Raw genomic sequence first — 21,968 nt, forward strand, 5'->3', positions numbered from 1 at the left:
GCCGCCTGCCGCCGCCCGGCGCCTGCGGTGCTCGTCGGCCGGGTGGGGTTCCCCGGCCGGGAGAGGCGAGGCCGGGACCGTCAGTGCGCCAGGAGCTCCTGGAGCGGGGGGAGGGGCGCGTTCTGGGTGATCAGCCGGAGCAGTCCCGGGAAACGGGCCTCGATGTCCTCGCGCCGCAACTGGGCGCTGCGGCTGTTCCCGCGGTCCACCTGCTGGACGAGCCCCGCCTCGCGCAGGATGCGGAAGTGGTGGGTCCGGGTGGATTTGGAGACCGGCAGCCCGAAGGAGGTGCACGTGCGTTCGGTGCCCTCCGGCTCACCGGCGAGGGTGGCGATCACCTGCAGGCGCATCGGGTCGGACAGGGCCTTGAGCACTGTCTGGAAGTCGATCTCCTCGCGGTCGGGGTGCCCTTCGGTGTCCGGCATGACGGTTTCCTCCCGTACGGGTCTGGTCGCCGCTCCGCGCGGCACCTCCAAGGTACTGCTTGCGTCGGACCTTACGTCCATGCCAAGGTGAGGTTCGAAAAGCAACGTACCTCCTCGACGGGTGGGCGCGGCGATCCGCAGCCGCCCCTCTCCCTCCCGGCCGTCAGACCTCCCGTACGCCTTTCCTCCCGCAACCGGAGTTCTCCGTGGCATCACCGACCACTGATCCCGCCCGCCCCGCAGTAGGCCCCTCCGCGCCGGAGTCCGCCTCCACCGGTGGTGGACTGACGCTCTTCGCCGTACTGCTCGCGGTCTTCGTCGTCCCCACGTCCATCTCCGGTACGGCGGTCGCGCTGCCCGACATCGGCGCCGACCTCGATGCCGGAGCGGGCCCCCTCCAGTGGGTCGTCAACGCCTTCAACGTGGCGTTCGCCTGCTTCACCCTGGTCTGGGGGGCGCTCGCCGACCTCACCGGCCGCATCCGCGCCTTCGCGATGGGGGCCGCGATCTTCGCCGCCGCCTCGCTGGCCTGCGCCCTGGCCCCCAACGTCTACGTCCTCGACGGGGCCCGCGCACTCGCCGGCCTCGGCGGCGCGGCGATCTTCGCCTGCGGCAGCGCCATTCTGTCGTCCGCCTACGAAGGACCGGCGCGCGCCAAGGCGTTCGCCGTCTTCGGCACCGTCGCTGGCATCGGCGTCGCGCTCGGCCCCACCGTCTCCGGACCGGCCATCGACGCGCTCGGCTGGCGCTGGATCTTCGTCCTCCAGGCCATCGTCCTCGTGGTCGTCCTGGGATGCGTCCCGGCGATCTCCCGCCGCGTCGGCGACGCCCCCACCCGCGCCGGGCGCCTCGACCTGCCCGGCGCCCTCCTCTTCGTCCTGGCCATGGCCGCTCTCACCTACGCCATCGTCCAGGGCTCCGACTGGGGCTGGTCGTCGCCCGGCACCCTGGGGCTGCTGGTCCTCGCGCTGCTGCTGTTCGCCGCCTTCGGCGCACTGGCCCGGCGGACCGCGGCGCCGCTGCTCGACCTGTCGGTGGTCCGCGAGCGACGGTTCCTCGCCTACACCCTCGTACCGGTCGCCGCCTCCTTCGGCTTCGTCACCCAGCTGACCTATCTGCCGTCCTACCTCTCCGCGGTCTCCGGCTACAGCGCCTCGGCGGCCGGCGCCACCATGCTGCTGCTCACCCTCCCGGTCCTCGTGCTGCCCCTGGTGGGGCTCAAGCTGGTCCAGCGCGGCGCCACCCCGCTCGCCGTGGTCTTCGCCTCCCTGGTCTGCCTGATCGTCGGTGACCTGGCGCTGCTCCTCATCGGACCCGGGAGCTCCCTGGCGGCCATGGCGCTGCCGATGCTGATCACCGGCGCCGGCATGGGTCTCTCGGCCGGCCTGGTGGACGGACAGGCCCTCGGGATGGTGGAACCGGCGAAGGCCGGCATGGCCGCCGGCTTCCTCAACACGCTGCGGCTGGGCAGCGAGGCCATCGCGGTCGCGGTGTTCGGCTCGGTCCTCGCCTCACTGACGGTGGGGCACTCCGGCGACGACCCCGTCGGCACCTACAACAGCGCCTTCCACACCCTGCTCTGGGTCATGGCCGCGATCTGCCTGGTCCTCGGCCTGCTGGTCGTCGCCCTGGCCCGCAGCGGCGGGACCCCCGCCGACAAGGGCACCGGCACCGATGGCGATCCGGTCGCCGAGGCCGGCACGGCCACCGGCGCGGACCCGGCCACCGGCGCGGACCCGGCCGTCGGCGCGGACCCGGCCGTCGGCGCCGACCCGGCCGTCCACCGCGCCCGCCCTTCCGCCACCGCTTCCGCCGCGGAGTGAGCGCCGTGACCGCGGACTCCACGGACTTCCCGGCCCGCCCCCAGGTCCAGGTCCTCGTCGTCGGAGGCGGCCCGGTCGGCATGCTGATCGCCGCCGAACTCTCCCACTACGGAGTCCGGGTCGCCGTCGTCGAGCAGAACCCGGTCACCCTGGACATCCCCAAGGCCGGGACCCTGCACGCCCGTACCGCCCAAACACTGCGGCGCCGGGGTTACCTCCCCGGTCCCGGCGCCGCCTCCGCGCTGCTCTCCGAGGAACGGGCCCAGGGCTTCCACTTCGCGGGGCTCCCCGGCCTGACCATCACCGCACCCGCCGTCGAGGGCGAACCCATCGTCGGCCGGGCGCAGAGCGACCTCGAACGCCAATTCGAGTTCCTGGCCGGGCGCCGGGGCGCCGCCGTCCTGCGCGGCTACCGGGCGATCCACCTGCGTACGGACGATGAGGGCGCCGTCCTCACGGTCCGGGAGGACGGCAGCGGCCGCGAGTCCGAGCTCGCGGCCCAGTGGGTGATCGGGGCCGACGGCGCGCGCAGTTCGGTCCGCGCCCTGGCCGGCATCGGCAGCGAGGAACACCTCCCGACGACCCGGGCCGTGCTCGGCCTGGTCACCCTGGACGACCCCGCCCGCGTACCGCCCGGCTGGACGCCGACCGCACGCGGCTGGACCGTCATCGGGCCCAACCCGTTCGGGCCGAGCCGGGTCGCGGCCTTCGACTTCAGCGGGCCGCAGGAGGACCGGCGTACCCCGCTCACCCTCGAAGAACTCCGGCGGACCGTCTCGCACATCGCCGGATTCGACATCCCGATGAGCACCCCGCGCTACCTGGACCGCTTCAGCGACTACTCCCGCCTCGCGCACACCTACCGAAAGGGCCGTGTCCTGCTCGCCGGGGACGCCGCCCATGTGCACTTCCCGGTGGGAGGCCAGGGGCTCAACCTCGGTCTGCAGGACGCCGTCAACCTCTCCTGGAAGCTCGCCCACCACCTCAAGGGCTGGCCCAGCCCCACCCTGCTCGACAGCTACACCGCCGAGCGCCGCCCACCGGCCGCCCGCACCATCGACAACACCCGGGCGCAGCTCGCCCTGATGCAGCCGGGCGGCCAACACGACGCACTGCGGGCGCTGTTCACGGATCTGCTCCGCAACCCGGCGGTCAGCAGGCAGCTCGGCGACATGATCAGCGACCAGGACGTCACCCTGCCCCGGGACCCGGACGGGCACCCGTGGACCGGCATGTTCCTCCCCAACTTCCCGCTGCGGACCGCACGCGGGGAGACCTGTGTCGCCGATCTGCTGCACTCCGGCCGTCTCCAGCTGATCATCCTGTCCGGCGAGACGGAGACCGCCCTGCGCAAGGCCGCGGGGCCGTGGGACGAGGTGCTCGACGTGGTGACGGCTCCGGCCGGGGCCGTCGGGCGGCTGACGGCCGTCCTGGTCCGGCCGGACGGATACATCGCCTGGGCCGACGAAGGCGACGGCTCGGACGACGGCGCTCCCGCACTCGAGGCAGCACTCGATGCCCTCCTGGGACGCCGCGACCCCTCCGCAACACCCTTCATCCCCGGAGACTCACCGTGACCGGAAGCCGCATCACCGCGCTGGGCCACTACCAGCCCTCCCGCGTCCTCACCAATGACGAACTCGCCGCGTCGGTCGACACCACCGACGCGTGGATACGCAGCCGGGTGGGCATCCGCACCCGCCACATCGCGGACGCCGAGGAGACGGTGGACACGATGGCGGCGGCCGCCGCCGAGAAGGCACTGGCCAACGCCGGAAGAGCAGCCGACGACATCGACCTGGTCGTCGTGGCCACCTGCACCGCGGAGAACCGCGCCCCGAACATGGCCGGCCGCGTCGCGGACCGACTGGGCGTGGGCCGTCCGGCGCTGCTGGACGTCAACACCGCCTGCTCCGGCTTCAACCACGCGCTCGCCCTCGCCGACCACGCCATCCGGGCGGGGTCCGCCGGGCGCGCCCTGGTGGTGGCGTCCGAGAAGTTCAGCTCCGCGGTGGACTGGACCGACCGCAGCACCTGCATCCTGGTCGGCGACGGAGCTGCGGCGGCCGTGGTCGAGCCGTCGGAGACCGCGGACATCGGCCCCGTCCTCTGGGGCTCCTTCCCCGACAAGGGGCACGCCGTACGGATCGAAGGGACGCCCCCGCGTTTCGCCCAGGAGGGCCAGGCGGTGTTCCGGTGGGCCACCGGAGAACTCCCCGCCCTCGCTCTGCGCGTCTGCGAGCGAGCCGGAGTGCGCCCCGAGGAACTGGGTGCCGTCGTCCTCCACCAGGCCAATCTGCGGATCATCGAACCCATCGTGGCGAAGCTGGGGGCGGTCAACGCGGTGGTGGCCACCGACGTCACGGTCTCCGGCAACACCTCGGCGGCCAGCGTCCCGCTCGCCTTCTCCAAGCTCCTGGAAGAGGGTTCCGTCCCGTCCGGCGCCCCGACCCTGCTCTTCGGCTTCGGCGCGGGCCTCGCCTACGCGGGACAGGTCGTGCTGGCCCCCTGAGACAGCGCCCCCTCGTCCGGCCGGCAGTCGCGGCAGATGCCCGGTGCGGGGGACCGGAACCCCCGGTCGCAGCTCTCGCAGTTCTGCATGGGGACGACGGCCGGACCCCGGGCGGCCGCCGGACCCCTCGGAGTCGTCGGAGCCGTCGGGCGCCCGCTCCCGGAGGGGAGCGGCGGGGGCACCTGGCTCCTCAGGCGGGCGCCGAGGAACTTCACCGGGTACTTCACCTGCGGGGGCAGGTCGCCGAGCAGGGCCGCGCGCACGTCGTCCGGGCGCACGTCCCGATCCAGCCAGACGACCACGGACGGCGCGAGGAGCCGCACGTGCTCCTCGCTGAGCCTCAGCCGCTCGTCCGCGCCCCGCAGCCCACTGAGCAGTTCGACGGCGATGGCGTGCCGCGCCCGTTCGGCCGCAGTGGGCGCGGCCGGCGCGGTCGGCCGCTGGAGCGAGGCCCGGATGGACGCGGCACTGGGTACGCCGGGGGTGCCGGTTCCGGCAGGCGCGTCCCCCGCCGTGGAGAGGTGAGGTGCCGGGGGAGCGGCGGGCTCCGTCGGCCGGTGGGGGTCGGGCGACGCCGGCGGCCCGGTCGGCGGGGGCGGTGCGTCCGGCTCCGGACGTACGGTCCCGGTCCCGACCGGCGCTTCCCACGCGAGGGCGGGAGGCACGTCTGCGGGCGCTCCCACGGGGGTCCCCGCAGCTGCCGCCGGAGCGAAGGCCGAGGTCGAGGCCGGAGGCGGAGCCGGAGCAGAGGTCGGAACCGGGGCTTGGGCCAGAACCGGGACCGGCACAGGCACCGGCACCGGAGCCGGGGCGATGGCCGGAGCCGTAGTGGCCCCCGGCTCCCACAGCTCCCGCAGCGCCTCCGCCGCCGTGCACATCGCCCGTACCGGCCGTCGCTCGGTGCGCCGTCCGCGGGGGGTACGCGCGGCCCCGCTCCAGGCGGTGGGCGCGGCCCCCGCCCGCTGCTGCGGTACCGCGACGGCGCCCGGCCCGGCGACCGTACGGCCGGAAGACCTCCGCCCGCCGGTGGCTCGCTGCCTGGTCGCCGCCTCGCGCTCGGCGCGGTCCTGCCGGGCGGCGTCGGGGTGGTTGTACGCGATGGTCCGCGTCCTGATCCGGCCCTCGCCGACACGGTCCCGGGGGCGGTCCAGGTACCCGCACCGCTCCAGTTCGCGCATGGCCCGCGCGATGGTCTCGGCGCCTTCCCGGAAGCGCTCCGCGAGCGCCTTGATGCCCACCCGCTTGCCGGGCGGCAGCGACTGGATGTGGACCGAGACGCCGATCGCGACGAGCGACAACTCGGGGTGCTGGGCCAGGTGGTTGCCGACCACCACGAACTCGCTGGTGAGGGGGACGGTCACGTGCGACAGCCCTGCGGGCCGGGTACGGCTGCGGTCAACCACTGTCTGGGCGCGCGGGCGCGCGCTAACCTGCTGGGTATCCATCGGGAAGGGCTTTCTTCCTAGTTGGTCAGGCCCTCGTTCGGGATGCCAGTCCCGGCCGGGGGCCGTCCTATGTCTGGTGAGGGGCGGATGCCCCTGCTGTTGGGGGGAGCATATGCCTGCCAACCGGACCATTAGGGAGCGCAGTTGGTAAAACTCACCCGTCCGGGTGAGTGGCAGCCGAGAGCCCGTTGACCCGCCGCCGACCAGGCGTGCCCAGCGGCCGGGCCCTGCCGGGTGGGGTCGGGTGGGGTTTGGTTCTTTACCCGGTTCTTTAAAGCTGGTGAGTCCCGCGGCGCCCCGTCCCTCCGCGCCAGGACACGGATCGCCAGGACCCGGTCCACCGGGTCCCGGCAGTCACGACCCGGTGACCGACACCTCCGCCCACACCGTCTTCCGGGGGAACGGCCCCTCTTCCACACCCCAGCGCGCAGCCAGTGCCTCCACGAGCACCAGACCCCGCCCCGACTCGCAGTCCGCCGCCGACGCGGAGTCCGCCCCCGACGCCCGTACGCGCGGCAGTCGGTCGCGGCGGGTGTCCGCCACCTCGATACGGAGCGTGTCGCCCGTGAGAGTGAGCCCGAGATGGAAGTCGCGCCCCCGGACGTATCCGTGCACCACCGCGTTGGCCGCCAGCTCCGCGACCACCAGAGCGGCCGCGTCCCGCGGCAGCCCCCACGAACGCAGCTGCTCCGTCGCCAGCAGCCTGGCCAGTCGGGCGGCCCGAGGAGTGGCCGAAAGCTGAAGCGTGAACTTCCCCGAGGTGGCGCGCGGTTGGACGATTTCTTGGTTCATGTCACTCAGCGTGGCCGCAGGTCACTACGCTGGGAAGTGCCGACGCGGGTACGGACGGTGACTGTCCGGTCGGGGGACTCCCCTGTCCAGTCCGTACGGCGCCGCGCATGCCTGAGTGACGGGTCGAGAAGGCGGGGATCTCCGATGCTGGAGGAAGACGGCAGGGACGGTACGGCCGACGGCATGGACGAGCCGGACGTCGGAGACTTCGGCCTGGAGGACGACTCCGGCGCGGTGATCGCCGCCGTCGGCAGGCAGATCCGCCTCTGGCGCGAAGCCGCCGGCCTGCGCGCCGCCGACCTCGGCCGCGCCATCGGCTACGGCGAGAACCAGGTCTACAAGGTCGAAGCCGGCAAGCGCATCCCCAAGCCGGAGTTCCTGGACAGGGCGGACGAAGCCCTGGGCGCGGGCGGCAAGATCGCCGCGATGAAACAGGACGTGGCGGAGGCGAGGTACCCGAAGAAGGTCCGGGATCTGGCGAAGCTGGAAGCGGATGCGGTGGAGATCGGTTCCTACGCCGCAGGGGTGTTCGACGGACTTCTCCAGACCGAGGAGCACAGCCGGGCTCTTTACGGGGAGAGGCTTCCCGCGTTCACCGAGGATGCGATCGACAGGCTCGTGGCTTCTCGGATGGCGCGGCAACGACTGCTCGGACGATCTCCTGCGCCCTTGCTGACGTTCGTCCTCGAAGAGGCCGTGTTGCAGCGTCCCACCGGAGGCAGAATGGTGTTGCGCAGGCAACTGGAACACCTTCTGGAACTCGGCAGGTTGAGGCATGTAGAGGTCCAGGTCATGCCGACGGACACCGAGGAGCACGCGGGACTTGCGGGGTCGCATCGCGTACTCAAGTTGTCGGACGGCTCGTCGGTGGGGCACACCGAGGTACAGCTCACGAGCCGATTGATCACCGATCCCAAAGAGGTTCACATCCTTGAGATGCGGTACGGAATGATCCGGGCGCAAGCGCTCAGTCCTCGCCAATCCCGGGTACTCGTCGAAAAACTGCTGGGAGAGACATGAACATCACGCCCGTGACCGGAGGCTCTTCCGACCTGGAATGGTTCAAGAGCAGTTACAGCACGAACGACGGTCCCTCGTGTGTGGAGGTCGCCAGGGCCGTCTCCGCCGTCCACGTACGGGACTCGAAGAACCTTCGTGGTCCGCAGCTCGGGTTCCGGCCTGCCCCGTGGGCCGCGTTCGTGGGGTTCACGGCCGAGGACTGACAGCCGAGGAGGAGAGATGGGCATGTGGACCTACACCGAAGTCGCGCCTGGCCTGGCGTGGTTCAAGAGCAGCTACAGCACGAACGATGGTCCCGACTGCGTCGAAGTCGCCTCGGCTGCCTCCGCCGTCCACGTCCGGGATTCCAAGAACCTCGCCGGTCCCCGGCTCAACTTCCGGCCCGCATCCTGGATCGCGTTCGTCGGGTACGCGGGGCATTGACCGCGCCGGGACCGCGCACAGGAGCGGGGCGCGCCGTGGGCGCGCCCCGCTCCTCGGGTCAGCAGTACGTCGGGTCGCGGGTCAGTGGTAGGCGTGGGCGACGGCGTGGCCCTTGCCGCGGCCGATCATCCACTTGTTGACCGGAGTGGTGATCAGGAACGCGATGGCCAAACCGCCCAGCAGCGCGCCCCAGAACAGGCCCTCGTCCACGTGGGCGTCCATCGCGCCGGGAACCACGGCGATGATGCCGTTGTCGACGAGTTCCATCACGGCGATCGAGGCGGTGTCGGCGGCCAGCGCGACCTTCACGGCGGTCCTGAAGTCCAGGCCGGCCCGCCGGACCGCGAACAGCGTGAACGAGTAGCCGAAGACGAACGCCAGCACGATCGCCAGGACCATCGTCTGGACATTGCCCCACATCAGGGCCGTGCCGATGGCCATACCGAGGATCTCGCCGATGGCGCAACCGGTCAGGCAGTGCAGCGTCGCCTTCGCCGCCGCTCCCCACGACGCCCCCGCCGCACCGTGGCCGGCGGCGTGCGGGGCATGGGCGCCGTGTCCCGCGCCGTGCGCCCCGTCGGGGGAGTGCGGGCTGTGGTGGTTCGAGCTGTGGGCCATGACGATCGTCCCCTTTCCGTCTCTGCCTGGACCGCGTCCCGCGGCCCCACACGGGTGAACGACATACCCCCCTGGGGTATTCCATAGGGCGGACGGAGCTGTCAGCGGGCCGGCAGGATCTCCACCCCGGTCTCCGCCACGAGCTGTTCGATGACCGCGTTGCCGGGTTCGGCATCGGTGATCAGTCCGGTGACCCTCTCCCAGGGAAGGACGCGGAACTGCGAGGCCGTGCCGATCTTCTCGGAGGACGCGAGGACGTAGGTGTCCGCCGCCCGCGCGGAGAGGGCCCGCTTCATGGCGGCCTCTTCGGCGTCCCCGGTCGTGAGGCCGGCCTCGGGGTGCACGCCGGTGACGCCGAGCAGGCAGAGATCGGCGGAGACGTTCTGGGCCGCCTCGACCGCCGCCGCACCGCAGGTGACCGCCGAGTGCTTGAAGACCCGGCCGCCGAGCAGGAAGAGTTCCGCCCGCGGGTGGTCGAGCAGAGCGGCGGCGATGGTGGGGCTGTGGGTGATCACCGTGCAGGCGAGCTCGGGCGGGAGCGCCCGGGCGACGGCCAGAGCGGTGGTGCCGCCGTCGAGGATCAGCGAGCCGCCCGGCCGCACCAGGCCCGCCGCGACCGAGGCGACCTTCCGCTTCCCCCCGGAGGCGACGCTCTGCCGGGCGGCATAGTCGACCACCGCCGGGGACGCGGGCAGCGCGCCGCCGTAGACCCGCTGGCAGAGACCCTCGGCCGCGAGATCGCGCAGGTCGCGCCGCACGCTGTCCTCGGAGATCCCCAGATCGGCGGCGACGTCCTTGGCGACGATCTTGCCCTCACGGGCGAGCAGCCCGAGTAGATGGTCACGTCGTTCGGCAGCCAGCATGCGCACTCTCTCTCGTTCTTGCACGTTTCTGCATGTATCGTACTCGTCCATGACCCCCGATGCGACCGACACGACCGTTGCGACCGAGACGACCGACACGACCACTGCGACCCACGCGCCCGTTGCGGCGGGCGCGACCGACACCCCCATGCTCATCCTGATCGCCGGTCCCTACCGCTCCGGCACCGACGGAGACCCGCGGGCCATGGCGGCCAACCTCGACCGCCTCGAAGCCGCCGCATGGCCGGTCTTCGCCGCCGGGCACATCCCCGTCATCGGCGAATGGATCGCCCTGCCGGTGCTGCGTTCCGCCGGAGCGGGTCCTACCGACCCCTTGGCGGACGAGGTCCTCTACCCGACCGCCCACCGACTGCTCACCCGCTGCGACGCAGTACTCCGCCTGCCCGGCGAGTCCGCCGGCGCCGACCAGGACGTCGCCACCGCCCGGCGCCGCGGCCTGCCCGTCTACTTCGAGGCGAGCGCCATTCCTCCGCGTACCCCGTGCGAGGCGGTGTGACCACCCGCCCCGGCGTCGACGCCCCCGACCACCGGGGCCGCACCGGACTCGACCGGGCCGGGCGCGACCTGGACCGCAACCCCGGCGTGCTGGTCCGCGACGTCGAACTGACCTCCCGGGGCTGGCACGTCCTGCGCCGCACCACCTTCGACTACCGCCGTCGCGACGGGCGTTGGGAGACCCAGCAGCGCGAGACCTACGACCGCGGCAACGGCGCCGTCGTCCTGCCGTACGACTCCGGGCGGGGGAACGTCCTGCTCACCCGGCAGTTCCGCTACCCGGCGTACGTCAACGGCCACCCCGACGGCATGCTCGTCGAAGCGGCTGCCGGACTGCTCGACGAGGACGACCCGTTCACCGCCGTCCGACGCGAGGCGGCCGAAGAGCTCGGCGTCGTCCTCGGCCCGCTCACCCACGTCCTCGACGCCTACATGAGCCCCGGGTCCGTCACCGAACGGCTCCACTTCTTCGCGGCCCCGTACACGGCAGCAGACCGGACCGGAGCCGGCGGCGGCGTGGAGGAGGAAGGAGAGGACATCGAGGTCCTCGAACTCTCCTTCACCGAGGCCCTCGCCATGACCGGTGACGGGCGCATCGCCGACGGCAAGACCGTCCTCCTCCTGCAATGGGCGGCCCTGCACGGACCCTTCGCCCCTCTCGTCCCTCCCGCGAGAGCCGTGACGCGAGAGCCATGACGCGAGAGCCATGACGCGGGAAGCGTGACGCGGGCCACCGGCAGGGCTCCACCCGCACGGAGGCGCCGAGCGGCCCGGGGTGGACACTGGAGGGCGATGACCCGCCACGACGTACACGCAGAGGGCCCGGACCTGGCAGCCCTGGCCGGGCTCCTCGCCGACCGCACCCGGGCCGGTTTCTGCCTCGCGCTGCTGGACGGCCGGGCGTGGACCGCGACCGAGCTCGCCCGGCATGCCGGGGTGGCCCCTTCGACGGCGACCGAGCACCTGAACCGCCTGGTCGCCGGAGGACTGCTGGCCGAGGAACGGCAGGGCCGTCACCGCTACGTGCGCCTGGCCGACCCCGCCGCGGCGGAGGTGATCGAGAACCTCGCCGCCATGGCTCCCCGCCGCGCCGCACCCCTCGCCGTCTCCCTCCCGGCCGTCAGCCGCAGCCGGGCCCTGGCCCGGGCCCGTACCTGTTACGACCACCTCGCCGGAGCCCTCGGGGTCGCCCTCACCACCGCCATGACCGACCGGGGTCTGCTGGACTGGGCGCACGGGCTCACGCTCACCGCCGCCGGGACCGCCTGGCTGGACGGGCTGGGCATCGCGCTGCCGCCGCCGACCGGCCCGCGGCGGCCACCCGTACGCTCCTGCCTGGACTGGACGGAACGACGCCCGCACCTCGCCGGAGCGGTCGGAGCCGCCCTCTGCCGGCACGCCTTCGACGCGGGGTGGATCACCCGTATCGGCAGCAGCCGGGCAGTCGCCGTGACCGGCACCGGAGCCGACGCCCTCGCGGACCACCTCGGGCTCGTCGGCCTCGTACCCGCCGGGAGCCGGGGCCCGTCGTCACCCGGAACACCTCGTCACGACCTGCCGGACACCGCCTGAGGCCGTCGGCCGCTCCCGCGGTCGCGGTCAGGGGGTGAGACTGAGGGTGCGGGCGACCTCGGAAGCCGCAGCGCCGGTACGGGTCGGCGGCTCGCTGTCGCGCAGAGCGGCGTCCTGGTCCTTGAGTCCGTTGCCGGTGAGGGTGATGACGATCGACTGCCCGGGGGCGACCAGGCCGCGCTCGTGGTGGTCCAGGAGGCCGGCGACACCGGCTGCCGAGGCCGGCTCGACGAAGACGCCGTCGCGGCGGCCCAGCAGACGGTAGGCGGCGAGGATCTGCTCGTCGGTGACGGCGGCGACCAGGCCGCCGGACTCCTCCCGCGCGGTGATCGCGCCCTCCCAGGTGGCGGGGTTGCCGACGCGGATCGCACTGGCCAGGGTCTCGGGCCGGGAGACCGGTTCGCCGTGTACGAGCGGTGCGGCTCCGGCCGCCTGGAACCCCCACATGCGCGGCAGGCGCCGGGCGCGCCCCGCGGAGTGGTAGGTCCGGTACCCCTGCCACGTGGCCGTGACGTTCCCACCGTTGCCGACGGGCAGGCAGTGGATGTCGGGGGCTTCACCGAGCGCGTCCACGATCTCGTAGGCGACGGTGCGCTGACCGGCCAGGCGCAGTTCGTTGCCGACACTGTTGACGAGGGCGACGGGATGGTGGGCGGCGAGCTCCCGCGCGATCCGCAGGCAGGCGTCGAAGGTGCCGTCGACCTCGACGATCCGGGCGCCGTAGCGGATGGCCTGTCCCAGCTTCCCCAGCGCGACCCCTCCGCGCGGCACGAGGACCGCCGCACTCAGGCCTGCCCGCGCCGCGTAGGCGGCGGCGGAGGCGCTGGTGTTCCCCGTCGACGCACAGATGACGAGCTCGGCTCCGTCCTCTGCCGCTCTGCTGAGGGCGACCGTCATCCCCCGGTCCTTGAACGAGCCCGTGGGATTGGCGCCCTCGATCTTGAGCCGGACGTCGCAGGCGGTCAGGCCGGAGAGGTGCGCGGAGCGCAGCAGCGGGGTGTTGCCCTCGTGCAGGGAGACGGTGGGGGTGCGGTCGGTCACCGGCAACCAGCGCCGGTAGTCACTGTCGATCAGTCCGTGCCAGGAGTTCATGGCGGAGAACGTAACAGACGTTTCATCGGACGGGTCAAGAGAGATTGTGTGTAACATTCGGTGTCATGGACCCCGTGGTGGCGCAGCTCGAAGAGATCTATCCCCGGCTCGCTCCCGGAGAGCGGGCGGTGGCCCGACTGCTCCTGGACGACTATCCGTTCGCGGCACTGGGTTCCCTGCGGACCCTGGCGGAGCGGGCCGGGGTGAGCCCGCCGACGGCCTCGCGCCTCGTCGACCGGCTCGGTCACGAGGGCTTCGCCGGATTCCAGGCCGCCGTCCGGACCGGTGCGCAGGAGCGGTCCCGCCTGCGCGAGTTCGCCGCCCAGGGTCTCGACCCGCGAGGAGCGGCGGCCGAGCTCCACCACGGCCTGTCCGAAACGATCGCCGCGTTCCACGCCCCCCTGCTGGAGTCGGCGGCCGGGGCACTCGTCGGGGCGCGAGCGGTCTGGGCGCTGGGCGGTCCCCTCAGCGAACTCGCGGCCGACTACCTGGTCCGTCAGCTCGGGGCGCTGCGGCCCGCCGTCCGCTTCGTCACCGGAAGCGGCCCCGAGCGGGCGCGATCGCTGCTGGAGGTGGCCTCCGGGGACCTCGTCGTCGCCTACGACTTCCGGCGCTACTCGGCGCAGACCGCGGCCTTCGCCCGGGCGGCCGTGGCACGGGGCGCCCGGCTCCTGCTCATCACCGACGCCTGGAGGTCACCCCTGGCGGACCACGCCCACGTCCTCGCCCCGCTTCCCCGCGCCGCCGCCGGGCCCATCGCCCCCCTCACGCACGAGATCGCCGTCACCGAACTCCTGCTCGTCGCCACGGCGGCGAAGCTCAACGCCACCGAGCGACTGGACGAGTTGGACGAACTGACGCGGTCGCTCCAGCCCCCGGCGGAATAGCCCCGCAGGGGCTGCGGAACTGCCGGGGCTGCCGGGCACGGGATCGCGGCCGGCCCGACGGACCGCGGGCCGGCCGCCGGGGATCGCGACGCGTGGCCGGACGGCCGGTCAGCCGGACTGCCACAGCTCGACCCGGTTGCCGTCCGGGTCGGTGACCCGGCCGAAGCGGCCGACGCCCGCCACGTCCTGCGTCTCCTCGGCCACGTCCGCTCCCGCCGCCCGGAGCTGCGCGAGCATCGCGTCCAGGTCCCGGACGCGGAAGTTGAGCATCGTCCGCCGGGCGCGGGAGCCGAAGTAGCCGGTGTCGGCGTCGAACGCGGCGAAGACGAACGCCCCGGCCTCCGGGTGCCACATGCCGTTGTCGTCGAGGTCCAGCCCGAGGCGGTCGCGGTACCAGGCGCCCAGGGCGTCCGGATCGGCGGACCGCACGAAGTAACCGCCCACTCCCCGCACGCGTTCCATGCCGACAGGGTGCCGGCAGGGCGCCGGTTCCGGGACGGAACCGCGGTTCTGGGGGCGGGCACGGGGCCGTCCGGCGGTCGGCCCCCGCGAAGAAGCGCGCCCCCGCACGTGAGGGGCGCCACACCCGGATCCTCCGGACCCGGCCGCACGGAGCCACCCCGCCCCTCCGCGCCCGCGTTTGAGCAATCGCCCGTGGGGGGTAAGATCCTGGGCCGATTGGCCAGGCTCCCACCGCGTGTGGCACACTGGCCAGGTTGCTCGGTTGAGTGTCAATGCTGCGCGCCTCCCGCCGGGAGGACCGGAAGCGAGTCCCACAGTACTCGTCGGCCCTGAATGGGTCGGAAGTACGGGAATCTTCCGGGAAGCGTCAGAGGGGCATAGACCAGGCACCCGGTGGGCGTTCCGCCCCCGACAAGCTCTTCATTGAGCGCAGCGCGGTCCTCGGGCCCGCACCCCCTTGGTTGGGATCTCCTTCGGGAGATTTTCGTAGAGGGGATGCGACACGCCCGACCGCGTGGGTCGGATGCGGAGGTCAGGAGAACCCCCGGGTTCCAGAGCGTTTCGAGAGACAGGACTACTAGTAGCCATGGCGGGACAGAAGATCCGCATCCGGCTCAAGGCCTACGACCACGAGGTCATCGACTCCTCGGCGAAGAAGATCGTCGAGACGGTGACCCGCACTGGTGCGTCGGTCGCGGGCCCGGTGCCGCTGCCCACTGAGAAGAACGTGTACTGCGTCATCAAGTCGCCGCACAAGTACAAGGACTCGCGCGAGCACTTCGAGATGCGCACGCACAAGCGCCTCATCGACATTCTCGACCCCACGCCGAAGACGGTTGACTCGCTGATGCGTCTCGACCTGCCGGCCGGCGTCGACATCGAGATCAAGCTCTGAGGTGACGCGCGAGATGGCTAAGAACATTAAGGGCGTCCTGGGCGAGAAGCTCGGCATGACCCAGGTCTGGGACGAGAACAACCGGGTTGTCCCGGTGACCGTCGTCAAGGCCGGGCCCTGTGTCGTCACCCAGGTCCGCACCAACGACAACGACGGCTACGAGTCGGTCCAGATCGCCTTCGGCGAGATCGACCCGCGCAAGGTGAACAAGCCCCTCAAGGGTCACTTCGCCAAGGCCGACGTGACCCCGCGCCGCCACCTGGTGGAGCTGCGCACCCCGGACGCCAGCGAGTACACGCTGGGCCAGGAGCTCACCGCCGAGGTGTTCGAGTCCGGCGTCAAGGTTGACGTCACGGGCAAGAGCAAGGGCAAGGGCTTCGCCGGTGTCATGAAGCGTCACAACTTCAAGGGCCTCGGCGCCGGTCACGGCGTCCAGCGCAAGCACCGTTCCCCCGGTTCGATCGGTGGCTGTGCCACCCCTGGGCGTGTCTTCAAGGGCATGCGCATGGCCGGTCGTATGGGTAACGAGCGCGTCACCACCCAGAACCTGACCATCCACGCGGTTGACGCGGAGAAGGGTCTGCTCCTCATCAAGGGCGCGGTCCCCGGTCCGAACGGCGGCCTCGTACTGGTCCGTACCGCGGCCAAGGGGGCTTGAGGTAATGAGCACCATTGACATCCTTTCGCCGGCAGGCGACAAGGCCGGTACCGTCGAGCTCCCCGCGGAGATCTTCGACGCGAAGACCAGCGTTCCGCTGATCCACCAGGTCGTTGTCGCACAGCTGGCTGCTGCCCGTCAGGGCACGCACAAGACCAAGCGTCGCGGCGAAGTCCGTGGTGGTGGCCGCAAGCCGTACCGCCAGAAGGGCACCGGCCGCGCCCGCCAGGGTTCGACCCGCGCACCGCAGTTCGCCGGCGGTGGCGTCGTCCACGGCCCGCAGCCGCGTGACTACTCGCAGCGCACCCCGAAGAAGATGAAGGCCGCCGCCCTCCGCGGTGCCCTCTCGGACCGGGCGCGTCACTCCCGCATCCACGTCATCACCGGCGTGGTCGAGGGTGGGATCTCCACCAAGGCCGCCAAGACGCTGTTCGGCAAGATCTCGGAGCGTCCCAACCTGCTCCTGGTCGTCGACCGTGCCGACGAGGCCGCGTGGCTCTCCGCGCGCAACCTGCCCCAGGTGCACATCCTGGACCCGGGCCAGCTCAACACGTACGACGTGATCGTCTCTGACGACGTGGTCTTCACCCAGGCCGCTTTCGAGTCCTTCGTGTCTGGCCCCCAGACCGCTGAGACCGAAGGGAGCGACGCCTGATGAGCGAGGCGACCGTTACCAGCAAGACGTACTCGGACCCGCGCGACATCCTCGTGAAGCCGGTCGTGTCCGAGAAGAGCTACGCGCTGCTCGACGAGAACAAGTACACGTTCATCGTCGCGCCGGGCTCCAACAAGACCCAGATCAAGCAGGCCGTCGAGGCGGTCTTCTCGGTCAAGGTCACCGGCGTCAACACGATCAACCGTCAGGGTAAGCGCAAGCGCACCAAGACCGGTTTCGGCAAGCGCTCGGACACGAAGCGCGCCATCGTGACCCTCGCCGAGGGCGACCGTATCGACATCTTCGGCGGCCCGACCTCCTGACGGAGGTAGGGACGTCCAGGATCCGGAATATTTCCGAGGACTGAGAAAACATGGGTATCCGCAAGTACAAGCCGACGACGCCGGGCCGTCGTGGCTCCAGCGTCGCCGACTTTGTCGAGATCACGCGGTCCACGCCGGAGAAGTCGCTGGTCCGCCCCCTGCACAGCAAGGGCGGCCGTAACAACACCGGTCGTGTGACCGTTCGCCACCAGGGTGGTGGCCACAAGCGCGCCTACCGCGTGATCGACTTCCGTCGTCACGACAAGGACGGCGTGCCGGCCAAGGTCGCGCACATCGAGTACGACCCCAACCGCACCGCGCGCATCGCGCTCCTGCACTACGCGGACGGCGAGAAGCGTTACATCGTCGCCCCGAAGGGCCTGAAGCAGGGCGACCGTGTCGAGAACGGCCCGGCCGCCGACATCAAGCCCGGCAACAACCTGGCGCTGCGCAACATCCCGGTCGGTACGACCATCCACGCCATCGAGCTGCGGCCCGGCGGCGGCGCGAAGTTCGCCCGCTCCGCCGGTGCGTCCGTGCAGCTGCTGGCGAAGGAGGGCACGATGGCCCACCTTCGTATGCCCTCCGGTGAAATCCGGCTGGTCGACGCACGCTGCCGCGCCACCATCGGCGAGGTCGGCAACGCCGAGCAGTCGAACATCAACTGGGGCAAGGCCGGCCGCATGCGCTGGAAGGGCGTTCGCCCGACCGTCCGCGGTGTCGCGATGAACCCGGTTGACCACCCGCACGGTGGTGGTGAAGGCAAGACCTCCGGTGGACGTCACCCGGTCTCGCCGTGGGGTCAGAAGGAGGGTCGTACTCGCTCGCCGAAGAAGGCATCGAGCAAGTACATCGTCCGCCGCCGCAAGACGAACAAGAAGCGCTAGGAGCGGGTTTAGATGCCGCGCAGTCTCAAGAAGGGGCCCTTCGTCGACGGACACCTCATCAAGAAGGTGGACGTACAGAACGAGGCAGGCACCAAGAACGTCATCAAGACCTGGTCCCGTCGCTCGATGATCATCCCGGCCATGCTGGGTCACACCATCGCGGTGCACAACGGCAAGATCCACGTCCCGGTGTTCGTCACCGAGTCGATGGTCGGCCACAAGCTCGGCGAGTTCTCGCCGACTCGCACCTTCCGCGGCCACGTCAAGGACGACCGGAAGTCGAAGCGCCGCTAACGCGGGGTGGAAACGACTATGACTCACACCGAAGGGACAACCATGGAAGCCAGGGCCCAGGCGCGGTACATCCGCGTCACGCCCATGAAGGCCCGCCGAGTGGTGGACCTCATCCGTGGCATGGATGCCACGGAGGCTCAGGCGGTCCTGCGTTTCGCCCCGCAGGCCGCGAGCGTGCCGGTTGGCAAGGTGCTCGACAGCGCCATCGCCAACGCTGCACACAACTACGACCACCCTGACGCCTCTTCGCTGGTCATCAGCGAGGCGTACGTGGACGAGGGCCCGACCCTGAAGCGGTTCCGTCCGCGTGCTCAGGGCCGTGCCTACCGGATCCGTAAGCGGACCAGCCACATCACCGTGGTCGTCAGCAGCAAGGAAGGAACCCGGTAATGGGCCAGAAGGTAAACCCGCACGGGTTCCGGCTCGGCATTACCACGGACTTCAAGTCCCGTTGGTACGCCGACAAGCTGTACAAGGATTACGTCAAGGAAGACGTCGCCATTCGTCGCATGATGACGAAGGGCATGGAGCGCGCCGGCATCTCGAAGGTTGAGATCGAGCGCACCCGCGACCGCGTCCGCGTCGACATCCACACCGCTCGTCCGGGCATCGTCATCGGCCGCCGCGGCGCCGAGGCCGACCGCATCCGCGGCGAGCTGGAGAAGCTGACCGGCAAGCAGGTCCAGCTGAACATCCTCGAGGTCAAGAACCCCGAGGTGGACGCTCAGCTGGTGGCCCAGGCCGTCGCCGAGCAGCTCTCCTCCCGCGTCTCCTTCCGTCGCGCCATGCGTAAGAGCATGCAGAGCTCGATGAAGGCCGGCGCCAAGGGCATCAAGATCCAGTGCGGCGGTCGCCTCGGCGGCGCCGAGATGTCCCGCTCGGAGTTCTACCGCGAGGGCCGCGTGCCCCTGCACACGCTCCGCGCGAACGTCGACTACGGCTTCTTCGAGGCCAAGACGACCTTCGGCCGCATCGGCGTGAAGGTCTGGATCTACAAGGGCGACGTCAAGAACATCGCCGAGGTCCGCGCCGAGAACGCCGCTGCCCGCGCAGGCAACCGCCCGGCCCGTGGCGGCACCGACCGCCCGGCCGGCCGTGGTGGCGCCCGTGGTGGCGAGCGTGGCGGTCGTGGACGCAAGCCGCAGCAGACCGGCTCGGCAGCCGAGGCCCCCAAGGCCGACGCTCCCGCCGCCGCTGCTCCGGCTGCTGAGAGCACCGGAACGGAGGCCTGACCGAAATGCTGATCCCCCGTAGGGTCAAGCACCGCAAGCAGCACCACCCGAAGCGCAGCGGTATGTCCAAGGGTGGCACGCAGGTTGCGTTCGGCGAGTACGGCATCCAGGCGCTGACCCCGGCGTACGTGACGAACCGCCAGATCGAAGCAGCTCGTATCGCGATGACCCGCCACATCAAGCGTGGCGGCAAGGTCTGGATCAACATCTACCCGGACCGCCCCCTGACGAAGAAGCCGGCCGAGACCCGCATGGGTTCCGGTAAGGGTTCTCCCGAGTGGTGGATCGCGAACGTCAAGCCCGGTCGGGTGATGTTCGAGCTGTCCTACCCGAACGAGAAGATTGCTCGTGAGGCGCTTACCCGCGCTGCTCACAAGCTTCCGATGAAGTGCCGGATTGTTCGGCGCGAGGCAGGTGAGTCGTGATGTCGGTCGGTACCAAGGCGTCCGAGCTGCGCGAACTGGGCGACGAGGAGCTCCTCAACAAGCTCCGCGAGGCCAAGGAAGAGCTGTTCAACCTCCGCTTCCAGGCGGCAACTGGTCAGCTCGAGAACCACGGTCGGCTCAAGTCCGTCCGTAAGGACATCGCGCGGATCTACACCCTGATGCGTGAGCGCGAGCTGGGCATCGAAACGGTGGAGAGCGCCTGATGAGCGAGAAGACTGTGACTGAGACCAACACCGACCGCGGCTTCCGCAAGACCCGTGAGGGTCTCGTCGTCAGCGACAAGATGGACAAGACCGTCGTCGTCGCCGTCGAGGACCGCGTGAAGCACGCCCTGTACGGCAAGGTCATCCGCCGTACGAACAAGCTCAAGGCTCACGACGAGCAGAACACTGCCGGCGTCGGCGACCGCGTCATCATCATGGAGACGCGTCCGCTGTCCGCCTCGAAGCGGTGGCGCATCGTCGAGATCCTCGAGAAGGCCAAGTAATTCCTGAGGGGTTTCCCTCAGGTCGGTTCCGCCAGGCTCGGTGAGGGAGCTCCGTAAGAGATTTACGGAGCTCCCCGCCGGGAACCGGCAGACGATCAGGAGATAGACGTGATCCAGCAGGAGTCGCGACTTCGCGTCGCCGACAACACGGGTGCGAAGGAAATCCTCACCATCCGTGTTCTCGGTGGTTCGGGTCGCCGCTACGCGGGCATCGGTGACGTCATCGTCGCCACCGTCAAGGACGCGATCCCCGGCGGTAACGTGAAGAAGGGTGACGTCGTCAAGGCCGTCATCGTTCGCACCGTCAAGGAGCGCCGTCGTCCGGATGGCTCGTACATCCGCTTCGACGAGAACGCAGCCGTCATTCTGAAGAACGACGGCGACCCCCGCGGCACCCGCATCTTCGGCCCGGTGGGCCGGGAGCTGCGCGAGAAGAAGTTCATGAAGATCATCTCGCTCGCGCCGGAGGTGCTGTAAGCATGAAGATCAAGAAGGGCGACCTGGTTCAGGTCATCACCGGTAAGGACAAGGGCAAGCAGGGCAAGGTCATCGTTGCCTACCCTGCTCAGGACCGCGTCCTCGTCGAGGGTGTCAACCGGGTCAAGAAGCACACCAAGGCCGGTCAGACGGCTCGCGGTTCGCAGACCGGCGGCATCGTCACCACCGAGGCCCCGATTCACGTCAGCAACGTTCAGCTGGTTGTGGAGAAGGACGGCAACAAGGTCGTCACCCGCGTCGGCTACCGCTTTGACGACGAGGGCAACAAGGTCCGCGTTGCCAAGCGGACTGGTGAGGACATCTGATGACTGCCACCACTGCGCCGCGTCTCAAGACGCGCTACCGCGAGGAAATCGCCGGCAAGCTGCGTGAGGAGTTCTCGTACGAGAACGTCATGCAGGTTCCCGGTCTGGTCAAGATCGTGGTCAACATGGGTGTGGGCGACGCCGCCCGCGACTCCAAGCTGATCGACGGCGCCGTGCGCGACCTCACCACGATCACCGGCCAGAAGCCTGCCGTTACCAAGGCCCGCAAGTCCATCGCGCAGTTCAAGCTCCGCGAGGGCCAGCCCATCGGCTGCCACGTCACCCTCCGCGGTGACCGGATGTGGGAGTTCCTGGACCGTACGCTGTCGCTCGCGCTGCCGCGTATCCGTGACTTCCGCGGTCTGTCGCCGAAGCAGTTCGACGGCCGGGGCAACTACACCTTCGGTCTCACGGAGCAGGTCATGTTCCACGAGATCGACCAGGACAAGATCGACCGGGTCCGGGGCATGGACATCACCGTGGTCACCACGGCGACCAACGACGACGAGGGTCGTGCCCTCCTTCGTCACCTCGGCTTCCCGTTCAAGGAGAACTGACCGTGGCGAAGAAGTCCCTGATCGCTAAGGCTGCCCGCAAGCCGAAGTTCGGCGTTCGCGCGTACACGCGTTGCCAGCGCTGCGGCCGCCCGCACTCCGTCTACCGCAAGTTCGGCCTGTGCCGCGTGTGCCTTCGTGAGATGGCTCACCGTGGCGAGCTGCCGGGCGTGACCAAGAGCTCCTGGTAATTCTCCTTCGCCCTATGGGCGTTGGGATTACCCGGAGACTCTCGGTAAGCATCTGGTCGGCAGGAGCCCGTCCGTTCATGCCGTAGGCTGGAA

Annotated in this window: 32 protein-coding genes; 25 read left to right on the forward strand and 7 right to left on the reverse strand. The window is 70.5% G+C overall.

The window, feature by feature from the left end; translation table 11 throughout:
• Positions 1 to 80: 80 nt before the first annotated feature.
• Positions 81 to 425, reverse strand: coding sequence for an ArsR family transcriptional regulator (locus PZB77_RS19010; protein WP_275493804.1), 345 nt, complete (start codon positions 423 to 425; stop codon positions 81 to 83).
• Between the two features lie 206 nt (positions 426 to 631).
• On the opposite strand from PZB77_RS19010, the gene PZB77_RS19015 reads away from it, so the two are divergent.
• The 3 genes from PZB77_RS19015 to PZB77_RS19025 are packed head-to-tail and all read left to right on the forward strand — an operon-like array spanning position 632 to position 4,760.
• On the forward strand, positions 632 to 2,248 hold the full coding sequence (locus PZB77_RS19015; RefSeq protein WP_275493805.1) for an MFS transporter: 1,617 nt from the start codon (positions 632 to 634) through the stop codon (positions 2,246 to 2,248).
• Between the two features lie 5 nt (positions 2,249 to 2,253).
• A complete protein-coding gene (locus PZB77_RS19020) occupies positions 2,254 to 3,825 on the forward strand; it encodes an FAD-dependent monooxygenase (protein ID WP_275493806.1) in 1,572 nt (523 codons plus the stop codon).
• Positions 3,822 to 4,760, forward strand: coding sequence for a beta-ketoacyl-ACP synthase III (locus tag PZB77_RS19025; RefSeq protein ID WP_275493807.1), 939 nt, complete (start codon positions 3,822 to 3,824; stop codon positions 4,758 to 4,760). The genes PZB77_RS19020 and PZB77_RS19025 overlap by 4 nt, the downstream gene beginning before the upstream one ends.
• On the opposite strand, the gene PZB77_RS19030 is transcribed toward PZB77_RS19025, so the two are convergent.
• Together PZB77_RS19030 and PZB77_RS19035 are read right to left on the reverse strand one after the other, a co-directional pair.
• Positions 4,730 to 6,121, reverse strand: coding sequence for a hypothetical protein (locus tag PZB77_RS19030; protein ID WP_275493808.1), 1,392 nt, complete (start codon positions 6,119 to 6,121; stop codon positions 4,730 to 4,732). The genes PZB77_RS19025 and PZB77_RS19030 overlap by 31 nt on opposite strands.
• A 438-nt stretch (positions 6,122 to 6,559) precedes the next feature.
• Positions 6,560 to 6,997, reverse strand: a complete 438-nt coding sequence (locus PZB77_RS19035; RefSeq protein WP_275493809.1) for an ATP-binding protein — start codon at positions 6,995 to 6,997, stop codon at positions 6,560 to 6,562.
• Between the two features lie 183 nt (positions 6,998 to 7,180).
• Here PZB77_RS19035 and PZB77_RS19040 point away from each other — a divergent pair, with 183 nt between their 5' ends.
• The 3 genes from PZB77_RS19040 to PZB77_RS19050 are packed head-to-tail and all read left to right on the forward strand — an operon-like array spanning position 7,181 to position 8,440.
• On the forward strand, positions 7,181 to 8,017 hold the full coding sequence (locus PZB77_RS19040) for a helix-turn-helix transcriptional regulator (protein ID WP_275496124.1): 837 nt from the start codon (positions 7,181 to 7,183) through the stop codon (positions 8,015 to 8,017).
• Positions 8,014 to 8,220: a DUF397 domain-containing protein gene (locus tag PZB77_RS19045; RefSeq protein ID WP_275493810.1), complete on the forward strand. Its 207-nt coding sequence runs from the start codon at positions 8,014 to 8,016 to the stop codon at positions 8,218 to 8,220. Before PZB77_RS19040 ends, PZB77_RS19045 begins: the two co-directional genes overlap by 4 nt.
• Positions 8,221 to 8,236: 16 nt before the next feature.
• The gene (locus PZB77_RS19050; RefSeq protein WP_275493811.1) at positions 8,237 to 8,440 is read left to right on the forward strand and encodes a DUF397 domain-containing protein; all 204 of its coding nucleotides are present in this window, start codon (positions 8,237 to 8,239) and stop codon (positions 8,438 to 8,440) included.
• Between the two features lie 81 nt (positions 8,441 to 8,521).
• Here the strand turns inward: PZB77_RS19050 and PZB77_RS19055 are convergent, their stop codons facing one another.
• Both PZB77_RS19055 and PZB77_RS19060 read right to left on the reverse strand, forming a co-directional pair.
• A complete protein-coding gene (locus PZB77_RS19055) occupies positions 8,522 to 9,058 on the reverse strand; it encodes a DUF4396 domain-containing protein (RefSeq protein WP_275493812.1) in 537 nt (178 codons plus the stop codon).
• 101 nt (positions 9,059 to 9,159) lie between these two features.
• Positions 9,160 to 9,921 (reverse strand): DeoR/GlpR family DNA-binding transcription regulator, encoded by a 762-nt coding sequence (locus PZB77_RS19060; RefSeq protein WP_275493813.1) that lies wholly within the window; start codon positions 9,919 to 9,921, stop codon positions 9,160 to 9,162.
• A gap of 148 nt (positions 9,922 to 10,069) precedes the next feature.
• Here PZB77_RS19060 and PZB77_RS19065 point away from each other — a divergent pair, with 148 nt between their 5' ends.
• The 3 genes from PZB77_RS19065 to PZB77_RS19075 all read left to right on the forward strand — a co-directional run bounded on the left by PZB77_RS19065 (position 10,070) and on the right by PZB77_RS19075 (position 12,009).
• Positions 10,070 to 10,438: a DUF4406 domain-containing protein gene (locus PZB77_RS19065; protein WP_275496125.1), complete on the forward strand. Its 369-nt coding sequence runs from the start codon at positions 10,070 to 10,072 to the stop codon at positions 10,436 to 10,438.
• Positions 10,435 to 11,133, forward strand: coding sequence for an NUDIX domain-containing protein (locus PZB77_RS19070; protein ID WP_275493814.1), 699 nt, complete (start codon positions 10,435 to 10,437; stop codon positions 11,131 to 11,133). Before PZB77_RS19065 ends, PZB77_RS19070 begins: the two co-directional genes overlap by 4 nt.
• A 96-nt stretch (positions 11,134 to 11,229) precedes the next feature.
• Positions 11,230 to 12,009, forward strand: a complete 780-nt coding sequence (locus tag PZB77_RS19075; RefSeq protein WP_275493815.1) for a helix-turn-helix domain-containing protein — start codon at positions 11,230 to 11,232, stop codon at positions 12,007 to 12,009.
• A 27-nt stretch (positions 12,010 to 12,036) separates the two neighbouring features.
• On the opposite strand, the gene thrC is transcribed toward PZB77_RS19075, so the two are convergent.
• Entirely contained in the window at positions 12,037 to 13,101 is a 1,065-nt protein-coding gene (gene thrC / locus PZB77_RS19080; RefSeq protein ID WP_275493817.1) for a threonine synthase, read from the reverse strand.
• A 65-nt stretch (positions 13,102 to 13,166) separates the two neighbouring features.
• On the opposite strand from thrC, the gene PZB77_RS19085 reads away from it, so the two are divergent.
• The gene (locus PZB77_RS19085) at positions 13,167 to 13,988 is read left to right on the forward strand and encodes a MurR/RpiR family transcriptional regulator (RefSeq protein WP_275493818.1); all 822 of its coding nucleotides are present in this window, start codon (positions 13,167 to 13,169) and stop codon (positions 13,986 to 13,988) included.
• A gap of 108 nt (positions 13,989 to 14,096) precedes the next feature.
• On the opposite strand, the gene PZB77_RS19090 is transcribed toward PZB77_RS19085, so the two are convergent.
• The gene (locus PZB77_RS19090; protein WP_275493819.1) at positions 14,097 to 14,450 is read right to left on the reverse strand and encodes a VOC family protein; all 354 of its coding nucleotides are present in this window, start codon (positions 14,448 to 14,450) and stop codon (positions 14,097 to 14,099) included.
• 586 nt (positions 14,451 to 15,036) lie between these two features.
• On the opposite strand from PZB77_RS19090, the gene rpsJ reads away from it, so the two are divergent.
• The 15 genes from rpsJ (at position 15,037) to PZB77_RS19165 (ending at position 21,875) form a co-directional block, all read left to right on the forward strand.
• Positions 15,037 to 15,345, forward strand: coding sequence for a 30S ribosomal protein S10 (gene rpsJ / locus PZB77_RS19095; RefSeq protein WP_003948644.1), 309 nt, complete (start codon positions 15,037 to 15,039; stop codon positions 15,343 to 15,345).
• Positions 15,346 to 15,358: 13 nt separating this feature from the next.
• On the forward strand, positions 15,359 to 16,003 hold the full coding sequence (gene rplC / locus PZB77_RS19100; protein ID WP_275493820.1) for a 50S ribosomal protein L3: 645 nt from the start codon (positions 15,359 to 15,361) through the stop codon (positions 16,001 to 16,003).
• Between the two features lie 4 nt (positions 16,004 to 16,007).
• The gene (gene rplD / locus PZB77_RS19105) at positions 16,008 to 16,658 is read left to right on the forward strand and encodes a 50S ribosomal protein L4 (protein ID WP_275493821.1); all 651 of its coding nucleotides are present in this window, start codon (positions 16,008 to 16,010) and stop codon (positions 16,656 to 16,658) included.
• On the forward strand, positions 16,658 to 16,981 hold the full coding sequence (gene rplW / locus PZB77_RS19110; RefSeq protein WP_275493822.1) for a 50S ribosomal protein L23: 324 nt from the start codon (positions 16,658 to 16,660) through the stop codon (positions 16,979 to 16,981). Before rplD ends, rplW begins: the two co-directional genes overlap by 1 nt.
• A 50-nt stretch (positions 16,982 to 17,031) precedes the next feature.
• A complete protein-coding gene (rplB, locus tag PZB77_RS19115; protein WP_275493824.1) occupies positions 17,032 to 17,868 on the forward strand; it encodes a 50S ribosomal protein L2 in 837 nt (278 codons plus the stop codon).
• 12 nt (positions 17,869 to 17,880) lie between these two features.
• Positions 17,881 to 18,162 (forward strand): 30S ribosomal protein S19, encoded by a 282-nt coding sequence (rpsS, locus tag PZB77_RS19120; protein WP_023539342.1) that lies wholly within the window; start codon positions 17,881 to 17,883, stop codon positions 18,160 to 18,162.
• A 42-nt stretch (positions 18,163 to 18,204) separates the two neighbouring features.
• The gene (gene rplV / locus PZB77_RS19125) at positions 18,205 to 18,552 is read left to right on the forward strand and encodes a 50S ribosomal protein L22 (RefSeq protein WP_026290933.1); all 348 of its coding nucleotides are present in this window, start codon (positions 18,205 to 18,207) and stop codon (positions 18,550 to 18,552) included.
• Positions 18,552 to 19,394, forward strand: a complete 843-nt coding sequence (rpsC, locus tag PZB77_RS19130; protein WP_275493825.1) for a 30S ribosomal protein S3 — start codon at positions 18,552 to 18,554, stop codon at positions 19,392 to 19,394. Before rplV ends, rpsC begins: the two co-directional genes overlap by 1 nt.
• A gap of 5 nt (positions 19,395 to 19,399) precedes the next feature.
• Positions 19,400 to 19,819 carry a 50S ribosomal protein L16 gene (rplP, locus tag PZB77_RS19135; protein ID WP_014047785.1) on the forward strand — a complete coding sequence of 140 codons (420 nt, stop codon included), beginning with the start codon at positions 19,400 to 19,402 and terminating at the stop codon, positions 19,817 to 19,819.
• Entirely contained in the window at positions 19,819 to 20,043 is a 225-nt protein-coding gene (rpmC, locus tag PZB77_RS19140; RefSeq protein WP_275493826.1) for a 50S ribosomal protein L29, read from the forward strand. Before rplP ends, rpmC begins: the two co-directional genes overlap by 1 nt.
• The gene (rpsQ, locus tag PZB77_RS19145; RefSeq protein WP_275493827.1) at positions 20,043 to 20,327 is read left to right on the forward strand and encodes a 30S ribosomal protein S17; all 285 of its coding nucleotides are present in this window, start codon (positions 20,043 to 20,045) and stop codon (positions 20,325 to 20,327) included. The genes rpmC and rpsQ overlap by 1 nt, the downstream gene beginning before the upstream one ends.
• A 108-nt stretch (positions 20,328 to 20,435) precedes the next feature.
• Complete coding sequence (gene rplN, locus PZB77_RS19150; protein WP_003974257.1) at positions 20,436 to 20,804, forward strand: 50S ribosomal protein L14; 369 nt, start codon at positions 20,436 to 20,438, stop codon at positions 20,802 to 20,804.
• Positions 20,805 to 20,806: 2 nt separating this feature from the next.
• Positions 20,807 to 21,130 (forward strand): 50S ribosomal protein L24, encoded by a 324-nt coding sequence (rplX, locus tag PZB77_RS19155; protein ID WP_275493828.1) that lies wholly within the window; start codon positions 20,807 to 20,809, stop codon positions 21,128 to 21,130.
• Positions 21,130 to 21,687 carry a 50S ribosomal protein L5 gene (gene rplE / locus PZB77_RS19160; RefSeq protein WP_006126888.1) on the forward strand — a complete coding sequence of 186 codons (558 nt, stop codon included), beginning with the start codon at positions 21,130 to 21,132 and terminating at the stop codon, positions 21,685 to 21,687. The genes rplX and rplE overlap by 1 nt, the downstream gene beginning before the upstream one ends.
• Before the next feature lie 2 nt (positions 21,688 to 21,689).
• Positions 21,690 to 21,875: a type Z 30S ribosomal protein S14 gene (locus PZB77_RS19165; protein ID WP_030368403.1), complete on the forward strand. Its 186-nt coding sequence runs from the start codon at positions 21,690 to 21,692 to the stop codon at positions 21,873 to 21,875.
• Positions 21,876 to 21,968: the final 93 nt, after the last annotated feature.

The organism is Streptomyces sp. AM 2-1-1, from assembly GCF_029167645.1.
Classification (GTDB): domain Bacteria; phylum Actinomycetota; class Actinomycetes; order Streptomycetales; family Streptomycetaceae; genus Streptomyces.

Excerpts from the sequence above, each read along its gene's own strand:
- PZB77_RS19010 (WP_275493804.1), bottom strand. The coding sequence starts at position 425 with ATGCCGGACACCGAAGGGCACCCCGACCGCGAGGAGATCGACTTCCAG.
- PZB77_RS19035 (WP_275493809.1), bottom strand. The coding sequence starts at position 6,997 with ATGAACCAAGAAATCGTCCAACCGCGCGCCACCTCGGGGAAGTTCACG.
- PZB77_RS19040 (WP_275496124.1), top strand. The coding sequence starts at position 7,181 with ATGGACGAGCCGGACGTCGGAGACTTCGGCCTGGAGGACGACTCCGGC.
- PZB77_RS19045 (WP_275493810.1), top strand. The coding sequence starts at position 8,014 with ATGAACATCACGCCCGTGACCGGAGGCTCTTCCGACCTGGAATGGTTC.
- PZB77_RS19050 (WP_275493811.1), top strand. The coding sequence starts at position 8,237 with ATGGGCATGTGGACCTACACCGAAGTCGCGCCTGGCCTGGCGTGGTTC.
- PZB77_RS19055 (WP_275493812.1), bottom strand. The coding sequence starts at position 9,058 with ATGGCCCACAGCTCGAACCACCACAGCCCGCACTCCCCCGACGGGGCG.
- PZB77_RS19060 (WP_275493813.1), bottom strand. The coding sequence starts at position 9,921 with ATGCTGGCTGCCGAACGACGTGACCATCTACTCGGGCTGCTCGCCCGT.
- PZB77_RS19065 (WP_275496125.1), top strand. The coding sequence starts at position 10,070 with ATGCTCATCCTGATCGCCGGTCCCTACCGCTCCGGCACCGACGGAGAC.
- PZB77_RS19075 (WP_275493815.1), top strand. The coding sequence starts at position 11,230 with ATGACCCGCCACGACGTACACGCAGAGGGCCCGGACCTGGCAGCCCTG.
- thrC (WP_275493817.1), bottom strand. The coding sequence starts at position 13,101 with ATGAACTCCTGGCACGGACTGATCGACAGTGACTACCGGCGCTGGTTG.
- PZB77_RS19085 (WP_275493818.1), top strand. The coding sequence starts at position 13,167 with ATGGACCCCGTGGTGGCGCAGCTCGAAGAGATCTATCCCCGGCTCGCT.
- PZB77_RS19090 (WP_275493819.1), bottom strand. The coding sequence starts at position 14,450 with ATGGAACGCGTGCGGGGAGTGGGCGGTTACTTCGTGCGGTCCGCCGAT.
- rpsJ (WP_003948644.1), top strand. The coding sequence starts at position 15,037 with ATGGCGGGACAGAAGATCCGCATCCGGCTCAAGGCCTACGACCACGAG.
- rplC (WP_275493820.1), top strand. The coding sequence starts at position 15,359 with ATGGCTAAGAACATTAAGGGCGTCCTGGGCGAGAAGCTCGGCATGACC.
- rplD (WP_275493821.1), top strand. The coding sequence starts at position 16,008 with ATGAGCACCATTGACATCCTTTCGCCGGCAGGCGACAAGGCCGGTACC.
- rplW (WP_275493822.1), top strand. The coding sequence starts at position 16,658 with ATGAGCGAGGCGACCGTTACCAGCAAGACGTACTCGGACCCGCGCGAC.
- rplB (WP_275493824.1), top strand. The coding sequence starts at position 17,032 with ATGGGTATCCGCAAGTACAAGCCGACGACGCCGGGCCGTCGTGGCTCC.
- rpsS (WP_023539342.1), top strand. The coding sequence starts at position 17,881 with ATGCCGCGCAGTCTCAAGAAGGGGCCCTTCGTCGACGGACACCTCATC.
- rplV (WP_026290933.1), top strand. The coding sequence starts at position 18,205 with ATGGAAGCCAGGGCCCAGGCGCGGTACATCCGCGTCACGCCCATGAAG.
- rpsC (WP_275493825.1), top strand. The coding sequence starts at position 18,552 with ATGGGCCAGAAGGTAAACCCGCACGGGTTCCGGCTCGGCATTACCACG.
- rplP (WP_014047785.1), top strand. The coding sequence starts at position 19,400 with ATGCTGATCCCCCGTAGGGTCAAGCACCGCAAGCAGCACCACCCGAAG.
- rpmC (WP_275493826.1), top strand. The coding sequence starts at position 19,819 with ATGTCGGTCGGTACCAAGGCGTCCGAGCTGCGCGAACTGGGCGACGAG.
- rpsQ (WP_275493827.1), top strand. The coding sequence starts at position 20,043 with ATGAGCGAGAAGACTGTGACTGAGACCAACACCGACCGCGGCTTCCGC.
- rplX (WP_275493828.1), top strand. The coding sequence starts at position 20,807 with ATGAAGATCAAGAAGGGCGACCTGGTTCAGGTCATCACCGGTAAGGAC.
- rplE (WP_006126888.1), top strand. The coding sequence starts at position 21,130 with ATGACTGCCACCACTGCGCCGCGTCTCAAGACGCGCTACCGCGAGGAA.